A 20,186-nucleotide genomic window follows, 5' to 3' on the forward strand; every position below is an offset into this window, starting at 1 on the left:
CGGGATCCGCAGGCAGGACGAGGGGGAGCCGCACCGCCGGCTCCCCCTCCCCGGCGGCCGCTCCCCGGCGGCCCCGCCCCGCGTTCACCAGCCGCGCGGCGATCCTCGTCCTGGTCGTGTGCGTGATCGCGCTCAGCCTGGCCTATCCGCTGCGCGAGTACGCCGCCCAGCGCGCCGAGATCGCCCAGCTCCGGGAGGAGCAGGCGCGGATGCGGGAGAGCGTCGAGGAGCTGAGCCTGCGCGAGCAGGCGCTGGGCCGCGAGGAGTACATCGAGAGCGAGGCCCGCGCCCGGTTGCACTACCAGTACCCGGGCGAGACCGCCTACATCGTCATCCGGCCCGAGGACGAGGACGGGGACGAGGACGTCTCCGGGCCCCGGGATCCCTGGTTCGAGGTCCTGTGGCGCTCGGTCGAGGAGGCCGACGGCCGGTGACCGGGTCCCGGAACCCGGCCGGGCCCCGTGGGCCTATCCTGGACCGGTCATGACTTCCCCAGATCAGCCCCCTCAGGGGCACGCCCGACCCCAGGTCGCCGAGCGCGACGTCGCCGCGGTGGAGCTCCAGCTGGGCCGCACCCCGCGCGGCGTGCGCGCGATCGCGCACCGCTGCCCGTGCGGCCTCCCCGACGTGGTGCGCACCGCTCCGCGCCTGGAGAGCGGTGAGCCGTTCCCGACCCTGTACTACCTGACGTGCCCGCGTGCCGCCTCCGCCATCGGACGCATGGAGAACGAGGGCCGCATGCGCGAGATGCAGGAGCGGCTGGGCACCGACCCCGAATTGCAGGCCGCCTACACCAGGGCGCACGAGGCCTACCTCGCCGAGCGCGCCGAGCAGGCGCGCCGCGACGGCGTCGAGCCCCTGCCCGAGGGGATGCAGAGCACCGGGGGCATGCCCACCCGGGTCAAGTGCCTGCACGCCCTGGTCGCCCACGAGCTCGCCGAGCCGGGGACCAACCCCTTCGGCGCCGAGGCGCTGGAGGAGCTTCCGGCCTGGTGGGACAAGGGTCCGTGCGTGTGTGTCGACGAGAGCCTCCCCGAGGGCGGCGAAGGGAACGGGTCATGAGCGGTGTCGCGGCGATCGACTGCGGAACCAACTCGGTCAGGCTTCTGATCGCCGAGGTCGTCCACATCGACGGTGACGAGGTGCAGGTGGTCGACGTCGACCGGCGCATGGAGATCGTGCGCCTGGGCGAGGGCGTCGACAGGACGGGGGCCTTCTCACCCGAGGCGCTGGAGCGCACCTTCGAGGCGCTGCGCGGCTACGCGGAGGCGATCCGGGCGCACGGCATCGAGCCGGGGCCGGAGTCGGTCCGCATGGTCGCCACCAGCGCCACCCGGGACGCGAGCAACCGGCAGGTGTTCGTCGACGGGGTCCGCGAGATCCTGGGTGTGGAGCCCGAGGTGGTCACCGGCCTGGACGAGGCGGAGCTGTCGTTCGTCGGTGCCACCGCCGAGTTCGAGGCCGAGGAGGGGGAGGGCGGCCTCGAGCCGCCGTTCCTGGTGGTCGACATCGGCGGGGGCTCCACCGAGTTCGTCCTCGGCGGTGACGGGGACGATGACCTGGTGCGGGCGTCCTTGTCGATCGACATCGGCTGCGTGCGCATGGCCGAGCGCCACCTGCGCAGCGACCCGGCCACGGCGGAGGAGATCGCCGCGGCCACGGCCGACATCGACGCCGCGCTGGACGAGGTCGAGCGGGTCGTGCCGCTGCGCGAGGCCGCCTCGGTCGTGTGCGTGGCGGGCACCGCGACGACGGTGGCCGGAATCGCGCTGGACCTGCCCGAGTACGACTCCGAGAGGATCCACCGCGCGCGTGTGACCAAGGACGACCTGGACCGCATCGCCGAGGAGCTGCTGGGCTCCACCGCCGTCGAACGCGCGGCGATCGGTGTCATGCACCCGGGCCGTGTCGACGTCATCGGCGCGGGCGCGCTGGTGCTCTCCCGCGTCCTCGCCCGCACGGGGGCGGACGCCTTCACCGCCAGCGAGCACGACATCCTGGACGGCGTCGCCTGGAGCATCATCCCCTGAACCGGCCCCAAGCGAAGCCCCGGTTCCCCACAAGCCCACCCGCACCCCAGGGGATGTGCCGTGAGGGCGCCCGAACAAGGGGGCTGCGGCCGTAGGCCGCCCATTGAGGGTGGTGGCGGGTGACGTGCGGGCCGAAGCGCAGCGGAGGCCCCAAAGCAAACACAGGGGCGACGGGCGGGCCGAAATGCCGGCCACCCTCAAACCCGCCCGCGCCCCAGGGGGTGTGCCGTGAAGGCGCCTGAGCAGGGGCCAAAGCGAAGCGGAGGCCCCAAAGCAAGCGCAGGAGGGCGAGGGTGGATAACGAGCAGGCCGAGGCAAAGCACCGGTTACCCGCAAGCCCACCCGCACCCCAGGGGGTGTGCCGTGAGGGCGCCGGCGGGGTTCTGCAGGAGTGGAGCGAACATCCGAGGAACGAGGATGTGAGCGCAGCGACGAAGAACCGCGCCCGAAAGGCGCCCGAACCGGGGCCGAAGCGAAGCGGAGGCCCCAAAGCAACAGAGCCCTTCGGGTGAGACGTGTCACCCCGAAAGACTCTTGTGAAGGCTTTCACAACCCATGTGACCTGCAAGAACATGATTCGGTCAGGTAAACAAGTGGTGAGAAGGTGAGCAGATGTGAGCCTTCTCTGTCGGCGGAAGCTTGTGAAAGAATGCACAAGCAGCAGACATTCTGGGCGGTCGGCCCAGACCCGGGCGGCACGGGACCGAGACCCGAGATCCCGACCGGGTGCCGTGGGAACTCCGCGGCCCCGGGCGAAAGGCCCCACAGAGAAGAACCGTTAGGGCGGATATGCGATGACCGAGAGCAGGAACTACCGGCTGGTGCACGGCGGAGGGAACGACGCGGAGATCCCGCACGTCCTCGTCGTCGGTGGCGGTTACCTCGGGATGTACACCGCGAGGCGGCTGGAGAAGAAGCTCGGGGCGGGCGAGGCACGGATCACCGTCATCGACCCGAACTCGTACATGACCTACCAGCCCTTCCTGCCCGAGACCGCGGCCGGCAGCATCTCGCCCCGCCACGTCGTCGTGCCGCTGCGTAAGGTCTTCAAGCGCGTGCGCGTGCTCGGCGGGCGGGTCGTGCGCATCGACCACGCCGACCGCACCGTCCGCTACGAGCCCAACGTGGGCGAACCCGAGACGATCGCCTACGACTACCTGGTGATGGCCGCCGGCGCCGTCTCGCGCACCCTGCCCATCCCCGGCCTCGCCGAGTGGGGCATCGGTATCAAGACCGTGGAGGAGGCGGCCTACCTCCGTAACCACGTCCTCAACCAGCTGGCCGTGGCAGACTCCACCGACGACGAGGACGTCCGCCGCAAGGCGCTGAACTTCGTCTTCGTCGGCGGCGGCTTCGCCGGGGCCGAGGCCATCGCCGAGCTGGAGGACATGGTCCGCGACGCGATCCGCGTGCACCCGTCGATCGACCAGTCCGACGTGAAGTTCTACCTCATCGAGGCAGCCGACAAGATCCTGCCCGAGGTCGGGCCCGAGGTCGGCGCCAAGTCCCTCAACCAGCTCCGCCGCCGCGGCATCGACGTCCGCCTCAAGACCTTCCTGGAGTCGGCGGTCGACCAGCGGATCAAGCTCAGCGACGGCACCGAGTTCGAGGCCGGCACCCTGGTGTGGACCGCGGGCGTCAAGCCCAGCCCGGTCGTGGCCGCCAGCGACCTGCCGGTGGGCCCCAAGGGGCACGTCGACACCAACGAGTACCTCAAGGTCAACGGTGTGGAGAACGCCTTCGCGGGCGGCGACAACGCCCAGGTGCCCGACGGCAACGGCGGCTACTACCCGCCCAACGCCCAGAACGCGGTCCGCCAGGCGCCCGTGCTCGCCGACAACGTCATCGCCGCGCTGCGCGGTGGCGAGCCCACGGCCTACCGCCACAAGAACCTGGGCGCCGTCGCCGGGCTGGGCATGCACAAGGGTGCCGCGCAGCTCTTCGGCAAGATCAAGCTCAACGGCCGCCTGGCCTGGTACGCGCACCGCTCGTACCACCTGATGGCGGTCCCGACCTTCAACCGCAAGCTGCGCGTCCTCTCGGACTGGACGCTCTCCCTCTTCCTGCGCCGCGACTTCGCCGCGCTGCCGGAGATGGCCGCGCCGCGCCAGGCCTTCGAGGAGGCCAGCGAGCCCCGGATCGTCGAGGACGGTCAGCTCCGCCGCGTGAGCTGACCGGCTCCGGCGCGCGACACCCACCGGCGCGCCGCACCGGACCCGGGCGGCCGGTCTCCTGCGGGAGGCCGGCCGCTTCGTGTCCCCATGTGGCCAACGGGAAACAGGGAGAAGGTCCGATCCGGTCGGTATGATGGGATCGCCCTCGTAGCCCAATGGAAGAGGCAGGCCCCCTAAAAGGGTCACAAGTGTCGGTTCGAGTCCGACCGGGGGTACCACCTTCCCGCCCGGGAGGTCATCCCGGCCGGTCCCGCTCCCTCTGCTCCAGGAGCAGCTGGAGCTGTGTGAACAGCCGCTCCCCGGGATCGCCCAGGTCGATGCCGCTGACCGAAGCGGCCCGCCGTACCCGGTAGCGCAGCGTGTTGGGGTGCACGTGCAACCGCTCGGCGGCGGCGCGCGCGTCCCCGAACGCCTCCAGATAGGCCAGCAGCGACCGCACCAGCTCGGAGTTCCCCGTGCGGTCGTACTCGACCAGCCGGGTGACCCGCGGGTCGCGCAGCGACGGGTCCGCCCTCAGGTGCGCCAGGGTTTCGCCCACCAGCACCTGCGAGCGCACGTCGGAGATGGTCGCCACCTCCCTGCCGCCCTCCTCCGGTTCGCGCTCCATCGCGTCCAGCACCCGGTCCGCCTCCGCGCGCGAGTCGGGTACGTCCCCCAGCCGCTCCGCCGGGGACCCCACCGCGGCCCGCACCGCGAGACCGAGGGCGTCCCGGGCGGCGGCCACCGTCCTGCCGGCGAGCGAGACCACCCCCTGCTCCGTGCCCGCCCACCCCCGCCTGCCCCGGGCCAGGTCCGGCAGCAGTGCGTACACCCGCCCGCCGAGCTCGGTGACCAGGGACCCGCGCCGGTAGGCGGCGGCGTGCACCGACACGAGGTCGACGAGCCGGCGGCGACTCAGCTCCCGCTCGGAGCGGTCGGCCTTCTGCGTATCCTCCTTCCCGGCGCGGGCGAAGGCCACGACCAGTGCCGCCCGTTCGGGGCGCACCTCCACGGTCCCCGCCAGGGCGTCGGCGTCGATGCGGCCCTCGAGCAGGCTCGACAGCAGGTCCTCGCGCAGCCGCAGCCCGGCACTGGTCTGGGCGCGCCGGCGGATCATGTGCAGCGCGGTCGCCCGTGCCGCGCCGAGCAGTGCCTCCTCGGCGTGCTCGGCCAGCGGCCGAGACCCCTCCTGCACCCAGATCGATCCGAGGGGGCGGCTGCCGGCGTGGATGCCCACCGCCAGGCGGCGGCGGATGCCCAGCTCGGGGTGCTCGTCGATACGCACCACCTCCTCGCCCGAGCGCAGCCTGGTGAACACGCCCCACTCGCGCAGCAGCGCCAGGTACGACTCCGGTCCCCGCCGGCCGAGAACCGACAGGCGGCGCAGCTCGTCGACCTCGGCGCTGCTGGAGTAGGCCAGGACGCGGCTGGCCGAGTCCTCGATGCTCACCAGGCCGCCCGTGAGCCGGGCGATGGTCTGCGCCATCGAGAAGAGGTCGCTGTCGGCCTCGTCCAGATCCTCCCCGGCGATCAGCCGGGCGTTGTCGACGATGCCCTGGCACAGCGCCTGGAGCTTCTCCCAGCGCACCTGCGGGCGTACCGCCAGCAGGGCGATCCCCGACTCGCGCGCCTCGGTGCGCAGCGGCAGCAGGAGGTCGTCCCCCGGGCGGGGGCGGGGCCTTCCCGGGGACGGCGGCAGGTCCTCGTCCGCGGAGGTGCCCGCCTTGACCGCGACCGCCGCCGCCCGCTGCCGCGCGACCGTCCGCACCAGGCGCCGGGCCGCCGCGCCGCGCACGCCCACCAGCAGGACGAGGTCCCCCGGCCCCACCTCCGTGCGGTCCTCGGGATCGAGGATGACCACGTTGTCCACCTGGACATCGAGACCCTCCGGGGCGGCGGCCACGTCCAGCACCGGTTCACCCAGCGCCAGCAGCAGCTCGCGCAACGGGACCCCGGCGACCGCTTCCGCCTCTCCACCGTTCCGACCAGCGGTTACGTCTGACATCACGGCGAGCTCCCAGAAATGCGTGCGTTTTTCGGGGGTGGGGGAGGGCAATGGGGAGACTGTACTCGCATGCGCCGACCTTTGTCCCGGAGGACAAACGGACCGGCCGAACAATGGCCTGGCCCACAACGTCCGGAGGGCCCTTCCCGGGAAGAGTGGGAACCAGACCTTCCCTGCGTGGTTCAGGGACATTCTTTTCGGGGAGATGCCCATGGACGCCGTGACCAACGTGCCGCTGCCGCAGAACGAGCCGGTTCTGTCCTACGCACCCGGCAGCGCGGAGCGCGCCGAACTCGTCGCGAAGCTGGAGGAGCTCGGCCGGGAGAGCATCGACCTGCCGATGCGCATCGGCGGTGAGCGCCGCATGGGGGGCGGCGATCCGATCGACGCCGTTCAGCCGCACCGCCACTCCGCCGTGCTCGGCACCATGCGCAACGCCACCCACCAGGACGCCCGCGACGCGATCGCCGCCGCCAAGGCCGCCGCCCCCGCCTGGCGCGCCATGTCCTTCGACGACCGCGCCGCCATCCTGCTGCGCGCGGCCGAACTGCTCTCCGGCCCCTGGCGCGCCACCCTCAACGCCGCCACCATGCTGGGCCAGTCCAAGACCGTCCAGCAGGCGGAGATCGACTCGGCCTGCGAGCTCATCGACTTCTGGCGCTTCAACGTCGCCTACGCCCGCGAGCTGCTGGCCCAGCAGCCGCTGAGCGTCAAGGGCGTGTGGAACCGCATGGAGCAGCGGCCGCTGGAGGGCTTCGTCTACGCGATCACGCCCTTCAACTTCACCGCCATCGCCGGCAACCTCCCCACCGCGCCCGCGCTGATGGGCAACGTGGTCGTGTGGAAGCCGTCCCCGACCCAGCAGTTCGCCGCCGAGATGCTCATGCGCCTGCTGGAGGAGGCCGGGATGCCCCCCGGCGTCATCAACATGGTCACCGGTGACGGCCTGGCCGTCTCCGACGTGGCCCTGACCGACCCGGACCTGGCCGGCGTGCACTTCACCGGCTCCACCCGGACCTTCCAGCACCTGTGGCGGACCGTCGGCGAGAACATCGAGGGCTACCGCGGCTACCCGCGCATCGTCGGCGAGACCGGCGGCAAGGACTTCATCGTCGCCCACTCCAGCGCCGACCCCGACGTCCTGCGCACCGCCATCGTCCGGGGCGCCTTCGAGTACCAGGGCCAGAAGTGCTCGGCCGCCTCGCGTGTCTTCGTCGCCCGCTCCGTGTGGGAGCGCATGCGCGACGACCTCGTCGCCGAGACCGAGGCCCTCACCATGGGCGACGTCACCGACCTGACCAACTTCATGGGTGCCGTCATCGACCGCCGCTCCTTCGACAAGCTCGCCAAGGTGCTGGAGTCGGCCGAGTCCGACCCCGAGCTGAAGATCATCGCCGGGGGCACCGCCGACGACTCGGTCGGCTACTTCGTGCGGCCCACCATCATCGAGGGCACCAACCCCGCCAGCGACGTGTTCCGCACCGAGTACTTCGGCCCGGTCGTCGCCGTCCACGTCTACGAGGACGACAGGTACGAGGAGATCCTCACCACGGTCGACGAGGGCTCGGCCTACGCCCTCACGGGCGCCGTCATCGCCCGCGACCGCGCTGCCGTCGCCAAGGCGGAGGAGGCCCTGCGCTTCACCGCGGGCAACTTCTACATCAACGACCGGCCGACCGGGTCCATCGTCGGGCAGCAGCCCTTCGGCGGCGCGCGTGCCTCGGGCACCAACGACAAGGCGGGGTCCGCCCAGAACCTCGCGCGCTGGAGCAGCCCCCGCGCGATCAAGGAGACGTTCGTCGCGCCGACGACCTCCTCCTACCCCCACCAGGAACAGGGCTGATCCCCTTCCCGCGCCCCCTCCCGTCCTGAGGGGGCGCGGGAGACCGCCGACCCCCCGAGGAAACCGCCGGTGCGGACGCGTCCGCACCGCGCCCCGCCCGCACGGACCGCTCGTCCGCGCCCGTCCCCACGAGGTCGCCATGCTTCGCAAGCCCCTGCTGCTCGCCGCCAGGTCCCGGGCCTGCCGCACCGTCGTCGAGCGCACACCGTTGACCCGCGCCATGGTCGACCGGTTCGTCGCCGGAGAGGCACTCCCCGACGCGCTGGCGGCCGTCGAGGAGGTCACGCGCGACCGCCTCGTCACGCTGGACTTCCTGGGTGAGGACACCAGCGACCTGGCCCAGGCCGAGGCGACCGTCACCGCCTACGAGGACCTGCTGGCCGCGCTGGGGGAGGCCGGCCTGGCCGACCGCGCCGAGGTCTCGGTCAAGCTGTCCGCGGTGGGCCAGTTCCTGGGCAGCGACGGGGAGAGGATCGCCCTGGACAACGCGCGCCGGATCGCCGAGGCGGCCAAGGCCGTGGGAACCACCGTCACCCTCGACATGGAGGACCACACCACCACGGACTCCACACTGGGCATCCTGCGCGAGCTGCGCCAGGACTTCCCCTTCGTGGGTGCCGTGCTCCAGGCCTACCTGCGCCGTACGGAGGCCGACTGCCGCGACCTGAGCGGGGCGGGGTCGCGTGTGCGCCTGTGCAAGGGCGCCTACGACGAACCCGAGTCGGTGGCCTACCGCGACAAGCACGAGGTGGACAGGGCCTATGTGCGGGCGCTGCGGATCCTCATGGAGGGCGACGGCTATCCGATGGTGGCCTCGCACGATCCGCGCATGATCGCGATCGCCGGCCGGCTCGCCGCCGACAACGGCCGTTCGGCCGACGACCACGAATACCAGATGCTCTACGGAATTCGCGACGAGGAGCAGAAGCGCCTGGCCGCCGAGGGAAAGCGGATGCGCGTCTACATTCCCTACGGCACCGAATGGTACGGGTATTACATGCGGCGCCTGGCGGAGCGTCCGGCGAACATGCTCTTCTTCGCCCGCTCGCTGCTGACCCGCGGCTGAGCACCCGCTCCCCGCGGTCGGGGCCCTGGTCCGCGGGCCGCCGTCCACTTGGTGGGCGGCGGCCCGCCCCTCTCGCGGCCGGTGCCGCCGCCCCGCAGGATCGCCGCGGGCGAGAGCGGAAGTCCGTATCCCAACGGTGATCGGCCGGGGGAACCCGGAAGAGGGCCCGTGCGTTACCTTGTGGGCAGCAATCCACGCGTGAAAGGCCATTACTAGACATGCGGATGCGGAGTTCCAACCCCGTACTCAAGCGGGCACTCCAGCAGGCCGGTCCCGCTGGTCACCACCAGCAGGGGTACGGCCAGCACCAGGGGTACGGTCAGCCGTACCCGCAGCAGGGCTACCCCCAGCCGGGATACGGTCAGCCCTACCCCCAGCAGGGCTACCCGCAGGCGGGGTACCCCCAGCAGGGTTACCCGCAGGCTGGCTACCCGGGCGTCCCCGCGCAGAGCGCGGACGCACGTCCGATGACCATCGACGACGTGGTCGTGCGCACCGGCATGACGCTCGGTACCGTCGCACTCCTCGGCGTCGTCAACTACTTCCTTTACGTGGCCAACCCCGGCCTGGGTCTGATCCTGACCGTCGTCGGTGCCCTCGGTGCCTTCGTCATGGGTCTCGTGCTCGCCTTCAAGCAGAGCACCAACCCGGCCGCGATCCTGGTCTACGCGGCCCTGGAGGGCCTGTTCGTCGGCGGTCTCTCGGCCCTCCTCGGCGCCACCCTGTCGATGTCCCTGGGCGACCCCGCCGCGGGCACCCTCCTGGTGACCCAGGCCGTGATCGGCACCGTCGCCGTGTTCGCGGTGATGCTCGCGCTGTACAAGTTCCGCATCATCAAGGTCACCGACGGCTTCGTGAAGACCGTCTTCTACGCCACCCTCGGCGCCGCGGCCCTGATGCTGCTGAACTTCGTGTTCGTCCTCTTCACCGGTGACCCGGGCCTGCGCTCGGCCAGCCCGCTGGGTCTCCTCGTCGGCCTCGTCTTCGTGGTCATCGCGGCCTGCACCCTGGCCGTCGAGTTCCGCGGGATCGAGGAGGGCATCCAGCAGGGCATCCCCAACAAGTTCTCCTGGATGTTCGCCTTCGGCCTGACCGTTTCCCTGGTCTGGCTGTACATCGAGATCCTGCGCCTGCTGTGGATCCTCAAGTCGATCTTCTCCGAGTAGCCCTGGACACAGGGAGACCGGTACAGGGAGAAGGGGCCGTCCCCGGCAGCAGCCGGGGGCGGCCCCTTCTCCGTGTCTAGAGTGCGCCCCCGCGGCGGGGTGCCGGGATGGAGCGGTTCCTGCGGCGGCGGTCGTACTCGATCACCAGGGCGTTGGCGTACCAGTGGGGCAGGTCGTACTCGTCGGCGAGCCAGCCGGCGCGGTCCGAGCGGCGGATCAGACCGGGCCCCTCGTCGAGAGCGTCGAACCATTCGTGGAGCCCCCGGCCGGTGACGGTCGGGATGCGTTCGATGAGCTTGGCGTGGATCTCCGGCGAGCGGGTAACCGGCATGGGCACCTCCGGCAGTGCGTTGACGTACGGCGCTTACCAGCGACCTTGCATCAGGATCACGAAATGGACAAGGCCCGATGGACGGCTTTTACCTTGCCGAAGCGGGAACGTCTGCGCAGCGGGTTTCCGCAGCCGTTCCCCGTTCGGCACGGCCGGAAGAGCGATCGTTCTGGCACGGACACCCGGGAAGGGTGTTCTCGGTGGGAATGTCCCGACCGGGCCCGGGCACGGCGAAGGGCCCGGAGCGGCGCGCACTCCGGGCCCTTGACGCGGGGACGGCTCCCGCCGGGCGCCGAGAGGATCGTCTCGGGTGCGGCCCGGGATGATCCAGGAAAGGGCCTAGCTCAGGCGCTCGAAGACGGCCGCCATGCCCTGGCCGCCGCCGACGCACATGGTCTCCAGACCGAAGGTCTTGTCGTGGAACTGCAGGCCGTTGATCAGCGTGCCGGTGATGCGGGCGCCGGTGCTGCCGAACGGGTGGCCCACCGCGATGGCGCCGCCGTTGACGTTGAGCTGGGCGTCGATGTCGATGCCCAGCTGGTCGGCGGAGGGCAGCACCTGGGCGGCGAAGGCCTCGTTGATCTCGACCAGGTCGATGTCGCCGATGGACATGTTGGCGCGGGCCAGCGCCTGCTTGGAGGCCTCGACCGGGCCGAGGCCCATGATCTCGGGGCTCAGGCCGGTCACGCCGGTGGAGACGACGCGGGCCAGCGGGGTGAGGCCGAGCTGGGCCGCCTTGGTGTCGCTCATGATGACGAGCGCGGAGGCGCCGTCGTTGAGCGGGCAGGCGTTGCCGGCGGTGACGGTGCCGTCGGGGCGGAACACCGGCTGGAGCTGGGAGACCTTCTCGTAGGTGGTGCCGCGGCGGATGCCGTCGTCGGTGCTGACCACGGTGCCGTCGGGCAGGGTCACCGGCGTGATCTCACGCTCCCAGAAGCCGTTGTCCAGGGACTTCTCGGCGAGGTTCTGCGAGCGGACCGCGAACTCGTCCTGGCGCTCGCGGGAGACCCCGGTGAGCTGGGCGACGTTCTCGGCGGTCTGGCCCATCGCGATGTAGACGTCGGGCAGGGCGCCGTCCTCGCGCGGGTCGGTCCAGGCCGGGGTGTTGGCCTCCTGGCGCTTCTCGGTACGTGCGACGGCGTCGTTGAACAGCGGGTTCTGGTTCTGGGGGTTGTCGCTGGTGCCGTGGGCGAAGCGGCTGACGGTCTCCACGCCGGCGGAGACGAACACGTCGCCCTCGCCGGCCTTGATGGCGTGGAAGGCCATACGGGTGGTCTGCAGCGAGGACGAGCAGTAGCGGGTGACGGTGGTGCCGGGAACGGTGTCCAGGCCGAGCTGGACCGCCACGACACGCGCCATGTTGAAGCCCTGCTCGCCGCCGGGAAGGCCGCAGCCGAGCATCAGGTCGTCGATGTCCTTGGGGTCCAGCTGGGGAACCTTGGCCAGGGCGGCGCCGACGATCTGGGCGGCCAGGTCGTCGGGACGGATGTCCTTGAGCGAGCCCTTGAAGGCCCGGCCGATCGGGGACCGGGCGGTGGCGACGATGACTGCTTCGGGCATGGTGGGTCCCATCGGAGTCGGAAGAGCCGCGTCCGTGCGGAACGGGCGCGTTCACAGCATGACTTGTTACCAACCAGTAAACCTGGAAGCCCTCCCAGCGTGCCACCCGGGGTCGCAAAGCAGGTGGGTTCCCGGATGCCTCCCGGGCCCCTAGGCGAGTTCGTCCGCGGCGTCGTCGGAGGGCTCGGCCCGGAGGCGGCGCTGGAGCGGCCGGCGGACGAGCGCGGGCCAGCGGCCCCGGCGCCCGCGGCGGCCGTCGGCCGGGGCGACCTCCGTTCCCGGCGTCTCGGCGGCGACCACGGCCGCCCGGTCCACCGGCAGGACACCCGCGGAGCGTTCGGCCTCCAGCTCGGGCAGCAGGCCGAGGGCCGCGCATGCTGACGGCAGGACCGCGAAGGCGGCCTGGGAGTACCCGAGCGCCGACGGGTGGAAGCGGTCGGGGCCGAACATGGCCGAGGGATCGGTGTGGAAGCCGTCGAGCAGGTCGGTCAGGGACACCGTGCGCCCGCCGGCCTCGGTGACCGCGATCGTCTGGGCGGCCGCCAGCTGCCGGGAGGCGCGTCGGGCCACCGAGCGCAGCGGCCAGCCGATCGGCCGCACCGTGCCCAGGTCGGGGCAGGTGGCCACCACGACCGCCGTACCGCGCTCCACCAGAGCCCCGACCGCCTCGCGCAGGCGGGCCACGGCCTCCCCCGGCCTCACCCTCCGGATGACGTCGTTGGCACCGATGAAGATCACCGCCAGGTCGGGACGCACGTCCTCCTCCAGGGCGTGCGACCGTGCCAGCTGCTCGGCCAGGTCACCGGAGACGGCGCCCGGGACGGCGACGCAGCGCAACCGGACCGGGCGGTCCGCGGCGTTGGCGATGCCGACGGCCAGCAGGACCCCCGGCGTCTGCGCGGCCGACTCCACGGCCTGGCCCGCGGCGGTGGAGTCGCCCATCATGAGCATCCGTATCGGCGGCCCCGAGCCGTCGCCGTAGACCCCGTCGACCGGGGGGCTGGTCCAGCCGGCGACGCCCACGGCGCGCTTGGCCAGCCTGGCCTGCAAGTAGAGGAGGGCGACGGCGCCGCCGCCCACGAGTGTCACACCGCCGCCGCCGAAGGCGGTGGCCGCGGCTATCCGCCGTGCGCGCGCGGCTCGCAGCACCGGGACGACCTCCCCCTTGCGCGGCGCGGGACCCGCTCCCTGTGCGGCGGACCGGCCGGAATTCGAGGTTACCGAGCGCCCACCGATCGGTCACGTACCGGAGCGGGACAGCATGCGCACCTCCCGGCAACGTGAACCGCACCCCCCGGGGAGGGGCCGCGCCGGACCCTGCCGCGCCGGGGACCGGCGAACCGGCTGATCGGGGGCGTTAGAGTCGGGGAAAACGGGCCGGACCGGCCCCGCGGCCCCGGGTGTACGGGCGCCGGCAGACGCGGCGTCCGAAGATCCGGCCGCCACGATCCGAGGGAGCAACAAGTGCGGGTACACGACTCACTGATCGACCTGGTGGGGGACACCCCCCTTGTCCGGTTGAGGAAGGTCACCGAGGCGCTGGGCCCGAACGCGCCGACGGTCCTGGCCAAGGTCGAGTACTTCAACCCCGGCGGTTCGGTGAAGGACCGCATCGCCCTGCGCATGGTCGAGGACGCCGAGAAGAGCGGCGCGCTCAAGCCCGGTGGCACCATCGTCGAGCCGACCTCGGGAAACACGGGCATCGGCCTGGCGATCGTGGCACAGGAGAAGGGCTACCGCTGCGTCTTCGTGTGCCCCGACAAGGTCGCCTACGACAAGATCGCCGTGCTGCGGGCCTACGGGGCCGAGGTCGTGGTCTGCCCCACCACCGTGGCCCCCGACCATCCCGAGTCCTACTACTCGGTCTCGGACCGGTTGGCCGCCGAGATCCCCGGCGCCTGGAAGCCCAACCAGTACGAGAACCGGAACAACCCCGAGTCGCACTACCACTCCACCGGCCCGGAGATCTGGAAGCAGACCGAGGGCCGCATCACGCACTTCGTGGCGGGCATCGGTACCGGCGGCACCATCAGCGGTACCGGCCGCTACCTCAAGGAGGTCTCCGACGGTGCGGTGCGCGTCATCGGTGCCGACCCCGAGGGGTCGGTGTACTCCGGCGGTACGGGCCGCCCCTACCTGGTCGAGGGCGTGGGCGAGGACATCTGGCCCGGCACCTACGACACCACCATCTGCGACGACATCATCGCGGTCAGCGACAAGGACTCGTTCCTCATGACCCGCCGCCTGGCCCGCGAGGAGGCCCTGCTGGTGGGGGGCTCCTGCGGTATGGCGGTGGAGGCGGCGCTGCGCGTGGCCGCGGAGGCCGGGCCCGACGACGTCATCGTGGTGCTGCTGCCCGACGGCGGCCGGGGCTACCTGGCCAAGATCTTCAACGACGAGTGGATGTCGGACTACGGTTTCCTGTCCGCTCAGACCGAGGAGCCCGTGGCGGGCGAGGTGCTGGCGGCCAAGGGCGGCGACCTGCCCGACTTCGTCCACACCCACCCGCACGAGACCCTCGGCACCGCTGTGGCGATCATGCGCGAGTACGGCGTCTCCCAGCTGCCGGTCATGAAGGAGGAGCCGCCGGTGATGGCCGCGGAGGTCGTGGGCTCCATCGCCGAGCGCGACGTCCTGGACGCCCTCTTCGACGGCCGCGCCCAGCTGGACGACCCGGTGGAGGCGCACATGGCCAAGCCGCTGCCCACGGTCGGCACGGGCACCTCGGTGAACGACTGCGTGCGCCTGCTGCGCTCCTCGGGGGCGCTGGTGGTGCTGCGTGACGGCAAGCCCGTGGGCATTCTCACCCGCCAGGACCTGCTGGCACTCCTGTCGAGCTGATCCTCCGGCCCGGCATCCGCCGGGTGGCAGGCGTTCGGGGCCCGGACGCGCGTGGAAGGACACGCGCGGTCCGGGCCTCCGTTACGAGGACCGGACACAAGGGCGCATACTCGAACACTGCTAATGTTCCCGGCAAAATTACTGGCAGGTAATACATGGGAGCTCGCGTGGCGCGGCTGTTGTCCTGGATCATTCGTTCTGCCTGGTCGTATGCCCGAGGGCATGCGGAGATCCGGTCCGGTTCCAGGGCCGCGCGCAGGTTCGCCCGCTTCGGGGCCGGCTCGGCGATCGCCTTCCCCACCGCGACGGTGTACGGGGAGCCGTGGATCGAGATCGGCGACTTCACGATTCTCGGCGGGGACATGACCCTCGCCGCGGGCATGGGGCCCGACTACGACCTGGGGCCGGGCACCGTCGTGCGCATCGGCTCGGGCTGCGCGATCGGCCGCGGCTCCCACATCGTCGCCCACAAGTCGGTGGACATCGGCGACCACGTGTACACGGGGCCCTACGTGTACATCACCGACCAGAACCACTCCTACGCCAACACCGAGATGCCCGTCGGTCTCCAGTGGCCCGTCGACGACCCGGTCAGCATCGGCTCCGGAACCTGGATCGGCGCGAACGCCGTGATCCTCCCCGGCGTCCATCTGGGCCGCAACTCCGTCGTCGCCGCGGGCAGCGTGGTGCGCCCCGGTACCTACCCCGACCACGCGGTCGTCGCGGGCGTCCCGGGAAAGGTCGTGCGCACCTACGACCCCGAACTCGGGTGGCAGCCCCCGATGCGTGACATGGGCACGCCGACCCGGGTGCCCACCCTCGCCTCGGGACCGCCGACCGGGGCCCCCGCCGAACCTCCGGAGCCTGGCTCACCCACGCGCTTCCCGCCGGCCTGAGGGGGATTCCGCCGCAGGCGGAAGGTCCTCGACGTCAAAGACGGGACTCGTGTTGCGTGCGGGGACTATTGTGGCCACATGAAGTTCGACGGGTTTGAGACGCTTGCCATTCACGCCGGTCAGGAGCCGGACGCGGGCACCGGGGCCGTGGTCGTGCCGATCTACCAGACCAGCACCTACGCCCAGGACGGCGTCGGGGGTCTGCGCCAGGGATACGAGTACTCGCGCACGGGCAACCCCACGCGCGCGGCGCTGGAGGAGTGCCTGGCCGCCTTGGAGGACGGCGTGCGAGGACTCGCCTTCGCCTCCGGCATGGCGGCCGAGGACACGCTGCTGCGCACCGTCCTGTCGCCGGGCGACCACATCGTCATCCCGGGTGACGCCTACGGAGGCACGTTCCGGCTGGTCTCCAAGGTGTTCGAGCGCTGGGGCGTGAGCTGGGACGCGGTGGACCAGAGCGACAACGACGCGGTGCGCGCCGCTATCCGGCCGCAGACGAAGGTCGTGTGGACCGAGACCCCCACCAACCCGCTGCTCAACATCACCGACATCGAGGCCGTCGCCCAGATCGCGCACGACGCGGGCGCCCTCCACGTCGTGGACAACACGTTCGCCTCGCCCTACCTCCAGCGGCCGCTGACCCTGGGCGCGGACGTGGTCGTGCACTCGACCACCAAGTACCTGGGCGGCCACTCGGACGTGGTCGGCGGTGCCCTGGTGACCTCCGACGCCGAGCTGGGCGAGCGGCTGGCCTTCCACCAGAACACGATGGGCGCCGTCGCGGGGCCGTTCGACTCGTGGCTGACCCTGCGCGGGGCCAAGACGCTGGGCGTCCGGATGGACCGGCACAGCGCCAACGCCGAGAAGGTCGTGGCCGCGCTGGAGGGGCACCCGGCGGTGAGCCACGTCTACTACCCGGGGCTGGACAGCCACCCGGGGCACAAGGTCGCGGAGCGGCAGATGCGCTCCTTCGGCGGCATGGTCTCCTTCTCCCTGCGTGACGGCGAGAAGGCCGCGCTGAAGATGTGCGAGCGGACCCAGGTGTTCACGCTGGGTGAGTCGCTGGGCGGCGTGGAGTCCCTCATCGAGCACCCGGGGCGGATGACGCACGCCTCCACCGCCGGCTCCCCGCTGGAGGTCTCGGCCGACCTGGTCCGGATCTCGGTGGGCATCGAGTCCGGTGACGACCTCGTGGCAGACCTCCTCCAGGCCCTGGAGAGCTGACCCCCGAGCAGGGAAGCTGCGGCCGTAGGCCGTCCGCCGAGGACAGTGGTGGGTGACAGGTGGACCGAAACGGAGCACCGGTCACCCGCAAGCCCACCCCAACCCCAGGGGGTGTGCCGTGAGGGCGCCGGCGGGGTTCTGCAGGAGTGGAGCGAACACGCGAGGTACGAGCGTGTGAGCGCAGCGACGAAGAACCGCGCCCGAAAGGCGCCCGAGCCGGGGCCGAAGCGCAGCGGAGGCCCAAAGCAGGCACAGAGCCGGCGGGGTTCTGCAGGAGTGGAGCGAACACGCGAGGTACGAGCGTGTGAGCGCAGCGACGAAGAACCGCGCCCGAAAGGCGCCCGAGCAAGGGGGCTGCGGCCGTAGGCCGTCCGTTGAGGGTGGTGGCGGGCGACGGGCGGGCCAAAGCGAAGCGGAGGCCCCAAAGCAAGCACAGCGGTACAACCCTGCTACCACGGACGGCCGTCCAGGTAGCGGGACAGGAGCAGCGGTGCGAGGGCGTCGGCGTCCGCGTCGACGGTCCGCACGCCCCGGCGCCGGCTGGCCAGGTCGCGGAAGGCCCGCAGCCGGGGGTCGTCGGAGAGCAGGAACAGGCACACTTCGGCGCCGTCCCGCAGCACCGAGTCCAGCTCGGCGAGGGTCAGGTCTGCGGTGCGCGGGCTCGCCGGCCAGGAGAAACGGACGTCGCCGTCCTCGCCCAGGTGTGCGGTCGGCTCTCCGTCGGTGACCACGAACACCTGGTGGGGCAGGCCGGGATGGCGGCGTCCGTGCTCCCTGGCCAGGCGCAGCGCGTGGTGCAGATTGGTGCCGGGAACCCGGTGCCAGGGGTGGGCGACGAGCTCGGCCGAGGTCATCTTCCGGGCGGTGTCGCCGAACCCCACCAGCTGCACCCGGTCCTGCGGATGGCGCCGCAGCAGGGCCTCCAGGGCCAGCGCGGTGCGCACGGCGGCCTCGTGCAACCGCCGGTCCGCCATCGAGTGGGACAGGTCCACCAGGAGGGACACCGACCGGCCGTCCTCGGGCTCGGTCTCGGTGAAGCGCAGATCCTCCGCGCGCAGCGCGACACCCTCCTCCCCGGCACGGGCGCGGCGCAGCATCGCCTCGCGCACGGTCGCCACCGCGTCCAGCGCGCGGTCGCCGCCGCGAGGGAGCACGCGCCCCGAGGGCTCGCCTCCGCCGCGCCCTCGGGCCTCGCGCAGGGCGACCTCGCCCAACCGGCGCAGCTCGCGCGGGCTCAGTCCGTGGTCGGCCTCGTCCAGGCGGTCCAGGAGTTCACGCCTGCGGCCGCCGACCCCGCCGCCCGCACCGATGCCCTCCAGGGCGGAGCGGTCGCCCTCCGCATAGCGGACCAGGGCCCTCCTCAGGTCGCCCGCCTCCTCCTCGGGGAGGAACCCGAGCAGTTCACGGGCGATCACCACGGCCTCCTCCGGCGGGGGGTCGGGTTCGGCCAAGGGGTCGGGCCCGCCCATGTACGCCCGGTACCGGAACCTCACCAGCACGCCCTTTCTCGGGGGAGACACGCATTCTCGGGGGACACGCGCAGGAGGGTGGTACCCGCCCTCAGAACCGGTAGACACCCCCGTCGGGAAGCGCGTCCTTGGACAGGCGGCGCTCCAGGTGGAGCCCTTCGAGCGCGAACTCCACCGCCGCGGCCGCCAGCCCGGGCGAGGGCGGACCGTCCTCCTCCTCGGGCGCGGCGGCGGCGATCATCGCCGCCAGCCCCGGCACGGTCCCGATCCGCCGCAGCAGCTCGGCGGCGCCCACCAGGTCACCGGTCTCCACCGTTCCGCCTCCGGAGAACTTGTCGACCAGCGGTGCCAGGTCCACCCCGCCCAGCCGTTCCCGGAACACCTCCGCGACCGCCCGGCGCAGCAGTACGTGCAGCACCTCCGGCCCCGCCTCCTCGTGGCCCGGCTCGAACTCCACCTTGCCGAGCAGCGGCTCGACCGCCGCGGGCAGGTCGCACACCCGGGCCACCGGCACCTCCTCACGGGTGAGTGCGGCCCGACGCAGCGCGGAGGCGGCCACCGTCTCGGCCGCTGCCACCGGGAAGCGCACCGACACCCCCGAGCGCCGGTCGACCTTCTTGGAGGCCCGCACGAGCCGGGCGAAGCGGGCGAGGGCCTCCAGCAGGTGCCCGGGCATGGCCGTGCCCGCCGGAATCGCGGCCTCCTGCCGCAGCAGCGCCAGTTCGTCGGCCAGGGAGGGCGGGTAGTGGGTGCGCACCTGCGCGCCGAAGCGGTCCTTGAGCGGGGTGACGATACGTCCCCGGTTCGTGTAGTCCTCGGGGTTGGCGCTGGCCAGCAGCAGCAGGTCCAGAGGCAGCCGCATCGTGTACCCGCGCACCTGCAGGTCGCGCTCCTCCAGGACGTTGAAGAGCGCCACCTGGGCGCGTGCGGGCAGGTCGGGCAGCTCGTTGACGCAGAACACGCCCCGGTTGGCGCGCGGCACGAGGCCGTAGTGGACGGTCTCGGGATCCCCCAGTGAGCGCCCCTCGGCCAGCCGCGCGGGGTCGATGTCGCCGAGGAGCTCGCTCACCCCGGTGTCGGGCGTACCGAGCTTCTCTCCGTAGCGCTCACCGCGGTGGCGCCACACCACGGGCAGCCCGTCGCCCTCCTCGGCGGCGCGGCGCAGGCAGGGCGGGCACACCGGGGCGTAGGGGTGGTCGTTCACCGGGCACCCTGCCACGGCGGGCGACCACTCGTCCAGGAGTCCCGCGACGGCCCTGATCAGGCGGGTCTTGCCCTGACCGCGTTCGCCGAGCAGGACGATGTCGTGCCCGGCCAGGAGCGCGCGTTCGACCTGGGGGAGCACGGTGGCGTCGAAGCCGCGCACACCGGGGAAGCGGGGCTCGCCCGACCCCATCCGGTGCAGGAGGTTGTCGCGGACCTCGGCGGCGACGGTGCGGTGGACGTGCCCGGAGGCGCGTAGCCCGGCGAGGGTCCGGGGGAGTTCGGGGGGAGGTACGGGGCTCACGCCCTCGAACTTATCCCCACCGGCCCGGGAAGGGGCAGCCCGACCGAAAGCGGGAATGGAAGAATGGAGGAGCGGACGGCAACGGAAGGCGGCAC

Annotated in this window: 16 protein-coding genes and 1 tRNA gene; 11 read left to right on the forward strand and 6 right to left on the reverse strand. The window is 72.0% G+C overall.

Features of this window, described 5'->3' with window-relative positions:
- Window positions 1-101 precede the first annotated feature (101 nt).
- The 5 genes from FHS13_RS21155 (at window position 102) to FHS13_RS10625 (ending at window position 4,422) form a co-directional block, all read left to right on the forward strand.
- Window positions 102-434 carry an FtsB family cell division protein gene (locus FHS13_RS21155; protein ID WP_343064997.1) on the forward strand — a complete coding sequence of 111 codons (333 nt, stop codon included), beginning with the start codon at window positions 102-104 and terminating at the stop codon, window positions 432-434.
- Window positions 435-483: 49 nt separating this feature from the next.
- Window positions 484-1,062 (forward strand): DUF501 domain-containing protein, encoded by a 579-nt coding sequence (locus FHS13_RS10610; RefSeq protein WP_184291055.1) that lies wholly within the window; start codon window positions 484-486, stop codon window positions 1,060-1,062.
- Window positions 1,059-2,030, forward strand: a complete 972-nt coding sequence (locus tag FHS13_RS10615; protein ID WP_184291057.1) for a Ppx/GppA phosphatase family protein — start codon at window positions 1,059-1,061, stop codon at window positions 2,028-2,030. The genes FHS13_RS10610 and FHS13_RS10615 overlap by 4 nt, the downstream gene beginning before the upstream one ends.
- A gap of 794 nt (window positions 2,031-2,824) precedes the next feature.
- Window positions 2,825-4,204: an NAD(P)/FAD-dependent oxidoreductase gene (locus tag FHS13_RS10620; RefSeq protein ID WP_184291059.1), complete on the forward strand. Its 1,380-nt coding sequence runs from the start codon at window positions 2,825-2,827 to the stop codon at window positions 4,202-4,204.
- Between the two features lie 141 nt (window positions 4,205-4,345).
- Window positions 4,346-4,422 (forward strand) — tRNA-Leu (locus FHS13_RS10625).
- Window positions 4,423-4,439: 17 nt separating this feature from the next.
- Here the strand turns inward: FHS13_RS10625 and FHS13_RS10630 are convergent.
- Window positions 4,440-6,188, reverse strand: a complete 1,749-nt coding sequence (locus FHS13_RS10630; protein WP_184291061.1) for a PucR family transcriptional regulator — start codon at window positions 6,186-6,188, stop codon at window positions 4,440-4,442.
- Window positions 6,189-6,399: 211 nt separating this feature from the next.
- Between FHS13_RS10630 and pruA the strand changes: the two genes are divergently transcribed.
- The 3 genes from pruA (at window position 6,400) to FHS13_RS10645 (ending at window position 10,263) form a co-directional block, all read left to right on the forward strand.
- Window positions 6,400-8,031, forward strand: a complete 1,632-nt coding sequence (gene pruA, locus FHS13_RS10635) for an L-glutamate gamma-semialdehyde dehydrogenase (RefSeq protein ID WP_184291063.1) — start codon at window positions 6,400-6,402, stop codon at window positions 8,029-8,031.
- Between the two features lie 139 nt (window positions 8,032-8,170).
- Entirely contained in the window at window positions 8,171-9,097 is a 927-nt protein-coding gene (locus FHS13_RS10640) for a proline dehydrogenase family protein (RefSeq protein WP_184291065.1), read from the forward strand.
- A 218-nt stretch (window positions 9,098-9,315) separates the two neighbouring features.
- Window positions 9,316-10,263, forward strand: a complete 948-nt coding sequence (locus FHS13_RS10645) for a Bax inhibitor-1/YccA family membrane protein (protein ID WP_184291067.1) — start codon at window positions 9,316-9,318, stop codon at window positions 10,261-10,263.
- A 76-nt stretch (window positions 10,264-10,339) separates the two neighbouring features.
- Here FHS13_RS10645 and FHS13_RS10650 read toward each other — a convergent pair whose 3' ends face one another.
- The 3 genes from FHS13_RS10650 to FHS13_RS10660 form a co-directional block, all read right to left on the reverse strand.
- Complete coding sequence (locus tag FHS13_RS10650) at window positions 10,340-10,594, reverse strand: DUF4287 domain-containing protein (protein ID WP_184291069.1); 255 nt, start codon at window positions 10,592-10,594, stop codon at window positions 10,340-10,342.
- 339 nt (window positions 10,595-10,933) lie between these two features.
- Complete coding sequence (locus FHS13_RS10655) at window positions 10,934-12,154, reverse strand: acetyl-CoA C-acetyltransferase (RefSeq protein WP_184291073.1); 1,221 nt, start codon at window positions 12,152-12,154, stop codon at window positions 10,934-10,936.
- A gap of 150 nt (window positions 12,155-12,304) precedes the next feature.
- On the reverse strand, window positions 12,305-13,303 hold the full coding sequence (locus FHS13_RS10660) for a GDSL-type esterase/lipase family protein (RefSeq protein ID WP_184291075.1): 999 nt from the start codon (window positions 13,301-13,303) through the stop codon (window positions 12,305-12,307).
- 315 nt (window positions 13,304-13,618) lie between these two features.
- Here FHS13_RS10660 and FHS13_RS10665 point away from each other — a divergent pair, with 315 nt between their 5' ends.
- The 3 genes from FHS13_RS10665 (at window position 13,619) to FHS13_RS10675 (ending at window position 17,115) form a co-directional block, all read left to right on the forward strand.
- Window positions 13,619-14,995 carry a cystathionine beta-synthase gene (locus FHS13_RS10665; protein WP_184291077.1) on the forward strand — a complete coding sequence of 459 codons (1,377 nt, stop codon included), beginning with the start codon at window positions 13,619-13,621 and terminating at the stop codon, window positions 14,993-14,995.
- Window positions 14,996-15,150: 155 nt separating this feature from the next.
- Window positions 15,151-15,891: an acyltransferase gene (locus FHS13_RS10670; protein ID WP_184291079.1), complete on the forward strand. Its 741-nt coding sequence runs from the start codon at window positions 15,151-15,153 to the stop codon at window positions 15,889-15,891.
- A gap of 78 nt (window positions 15,892-15,969) precedes the next feature.
- Window positions 15,970-17,115, forward strand: a complete 1,146-nt coding sequence (locus tag FHS13_RS10675) for a cystathionine gamma-synthase (protein ID WP_184291081.1) — start codon at window positions 15,970-15,972, stop codon at window positions 17,113-17,115.
- Between the two features lie 449 nt (window positions 17,116-17,564).
- Here FHS13_RS10675 and FHS13_RS10680 read toward each other — a convergent pair whose 3' ends face one another.
- Together FHS13_RS10680 and FHS13_RS10685 are read right to left on the reverse strand one after the other, a co-directional pair.
- The gene (locus FHS13_RS10680) at window positions 17,565-18,608 is read right to left on the reverse strand and encodes a VWA domain-containing protein (protein ID WP_184291591.1); all 1,044 of its coding nucleotides are present in this window, start codon (window positions 18,606-18,608) and stop codon (window positions 17,565-17,567) included.
- Window positions 18,609-18,675: 67 nt separating this feature from the next.
- Window positions 18,676-20,091, reverse strand: a complete 1,416-nt coding sequence (locus tag FHS13_RS10685; protein ID WP_184291083.1) for a sigma 54-interacting transcriptional regulator — start codon at window positions 20,089-20,091, stop codon at window positions 18,676-18,678.
- Window positions 20,092-20,186: the final 95 nt, after the last annotated feature.

Origin of the sequence: Nocardiopsis algeriensis (genome assembly GCF_014203695.1) — a bacterium.
GTDB classification, from domain to species: Bacteria; Actinomycetota; Actinomycetes; order Streptosporangiales; family Streptosporangiaceae; genus Nocardiopsis; species Nocardiopsis algeriensis.

Coding starts and splice junctions, on each gene's coding strand:
- FHS13_RS10640 (WP_184291065.1), top strand. CDS start 8,171: ATGCTTCGCAAGCCCCTGCTGCTCGCCGCCAGGTCCCGGGCCTGCCGC.
- pruA (WP_184291063.1), top strand. CDS start 6,400: ATGGACGCCGTGACCAACGTGCCGCTGCCGCAGAACGAGCCGGTTCTG.
- FHS13_RS10655 (WP_184291073.1), bottom strand. CDS start 12,154: ATGCCCGAAGCAGTCATCGTCGCCACCGCCCGGTCCCCGATCGGCCGG.
- FHS13_RS10645 (WP_184291067.1), top strand. CDS start 9,316: ATGCGGATGCGGAGTTCCAACCCCGTACTCAAGCGGGCACTCCAGCAG.
- FHS13_RS10610 (WP_184291055.1), top strand. CDS start 484: ATGACTTCCCCAGATCAGCCCCCTCAGGGGCACGCCCGACCCCAGGTC.
- FHS13_RS10670 (WP_184291079.1), top strand. CDS start 15,151: ATGGGAGCTCGCGTGGCGCGGCTGTTGTCCTGGATCATTCGTTCTGCC.
- FHS13_RS10630 (WP_184291061.1), bottom strand. CDS start 6,188: ATGTCAGACGTAACCGCTGGTCGGAACGGTGGAGAGGCGGAAGCGGTC.
- FHS13_RS10620 (WP_184291059.1), top strand. CDS start 2,825: ATGACCGAGAGCAGGAACTACCGGCTGGTGCACGGCGGAGGGAACGAC.
- FHS13_RS10615 (WP_184291057.1), top strand. CDS start 1,059: ATGAGCGGTGTCGCGGCGATCGACTGCGGAACCAACTCGGTCAGGCTT.
- FHS13_RS10650 (WP_184291069.1), bottom strand. CDS start 10,594: ATGCCGGTTACCCGCTCGCCGGAGATCCACGCCAAGCTCATCGAACGC.
- FHS13_RS10675 (WP_184291081.1), top strand. CDS start 15,970: ATGAAGTTCGACGGGTTTGAGACGCTTGCCATTCACGCCGGTCAGGAG.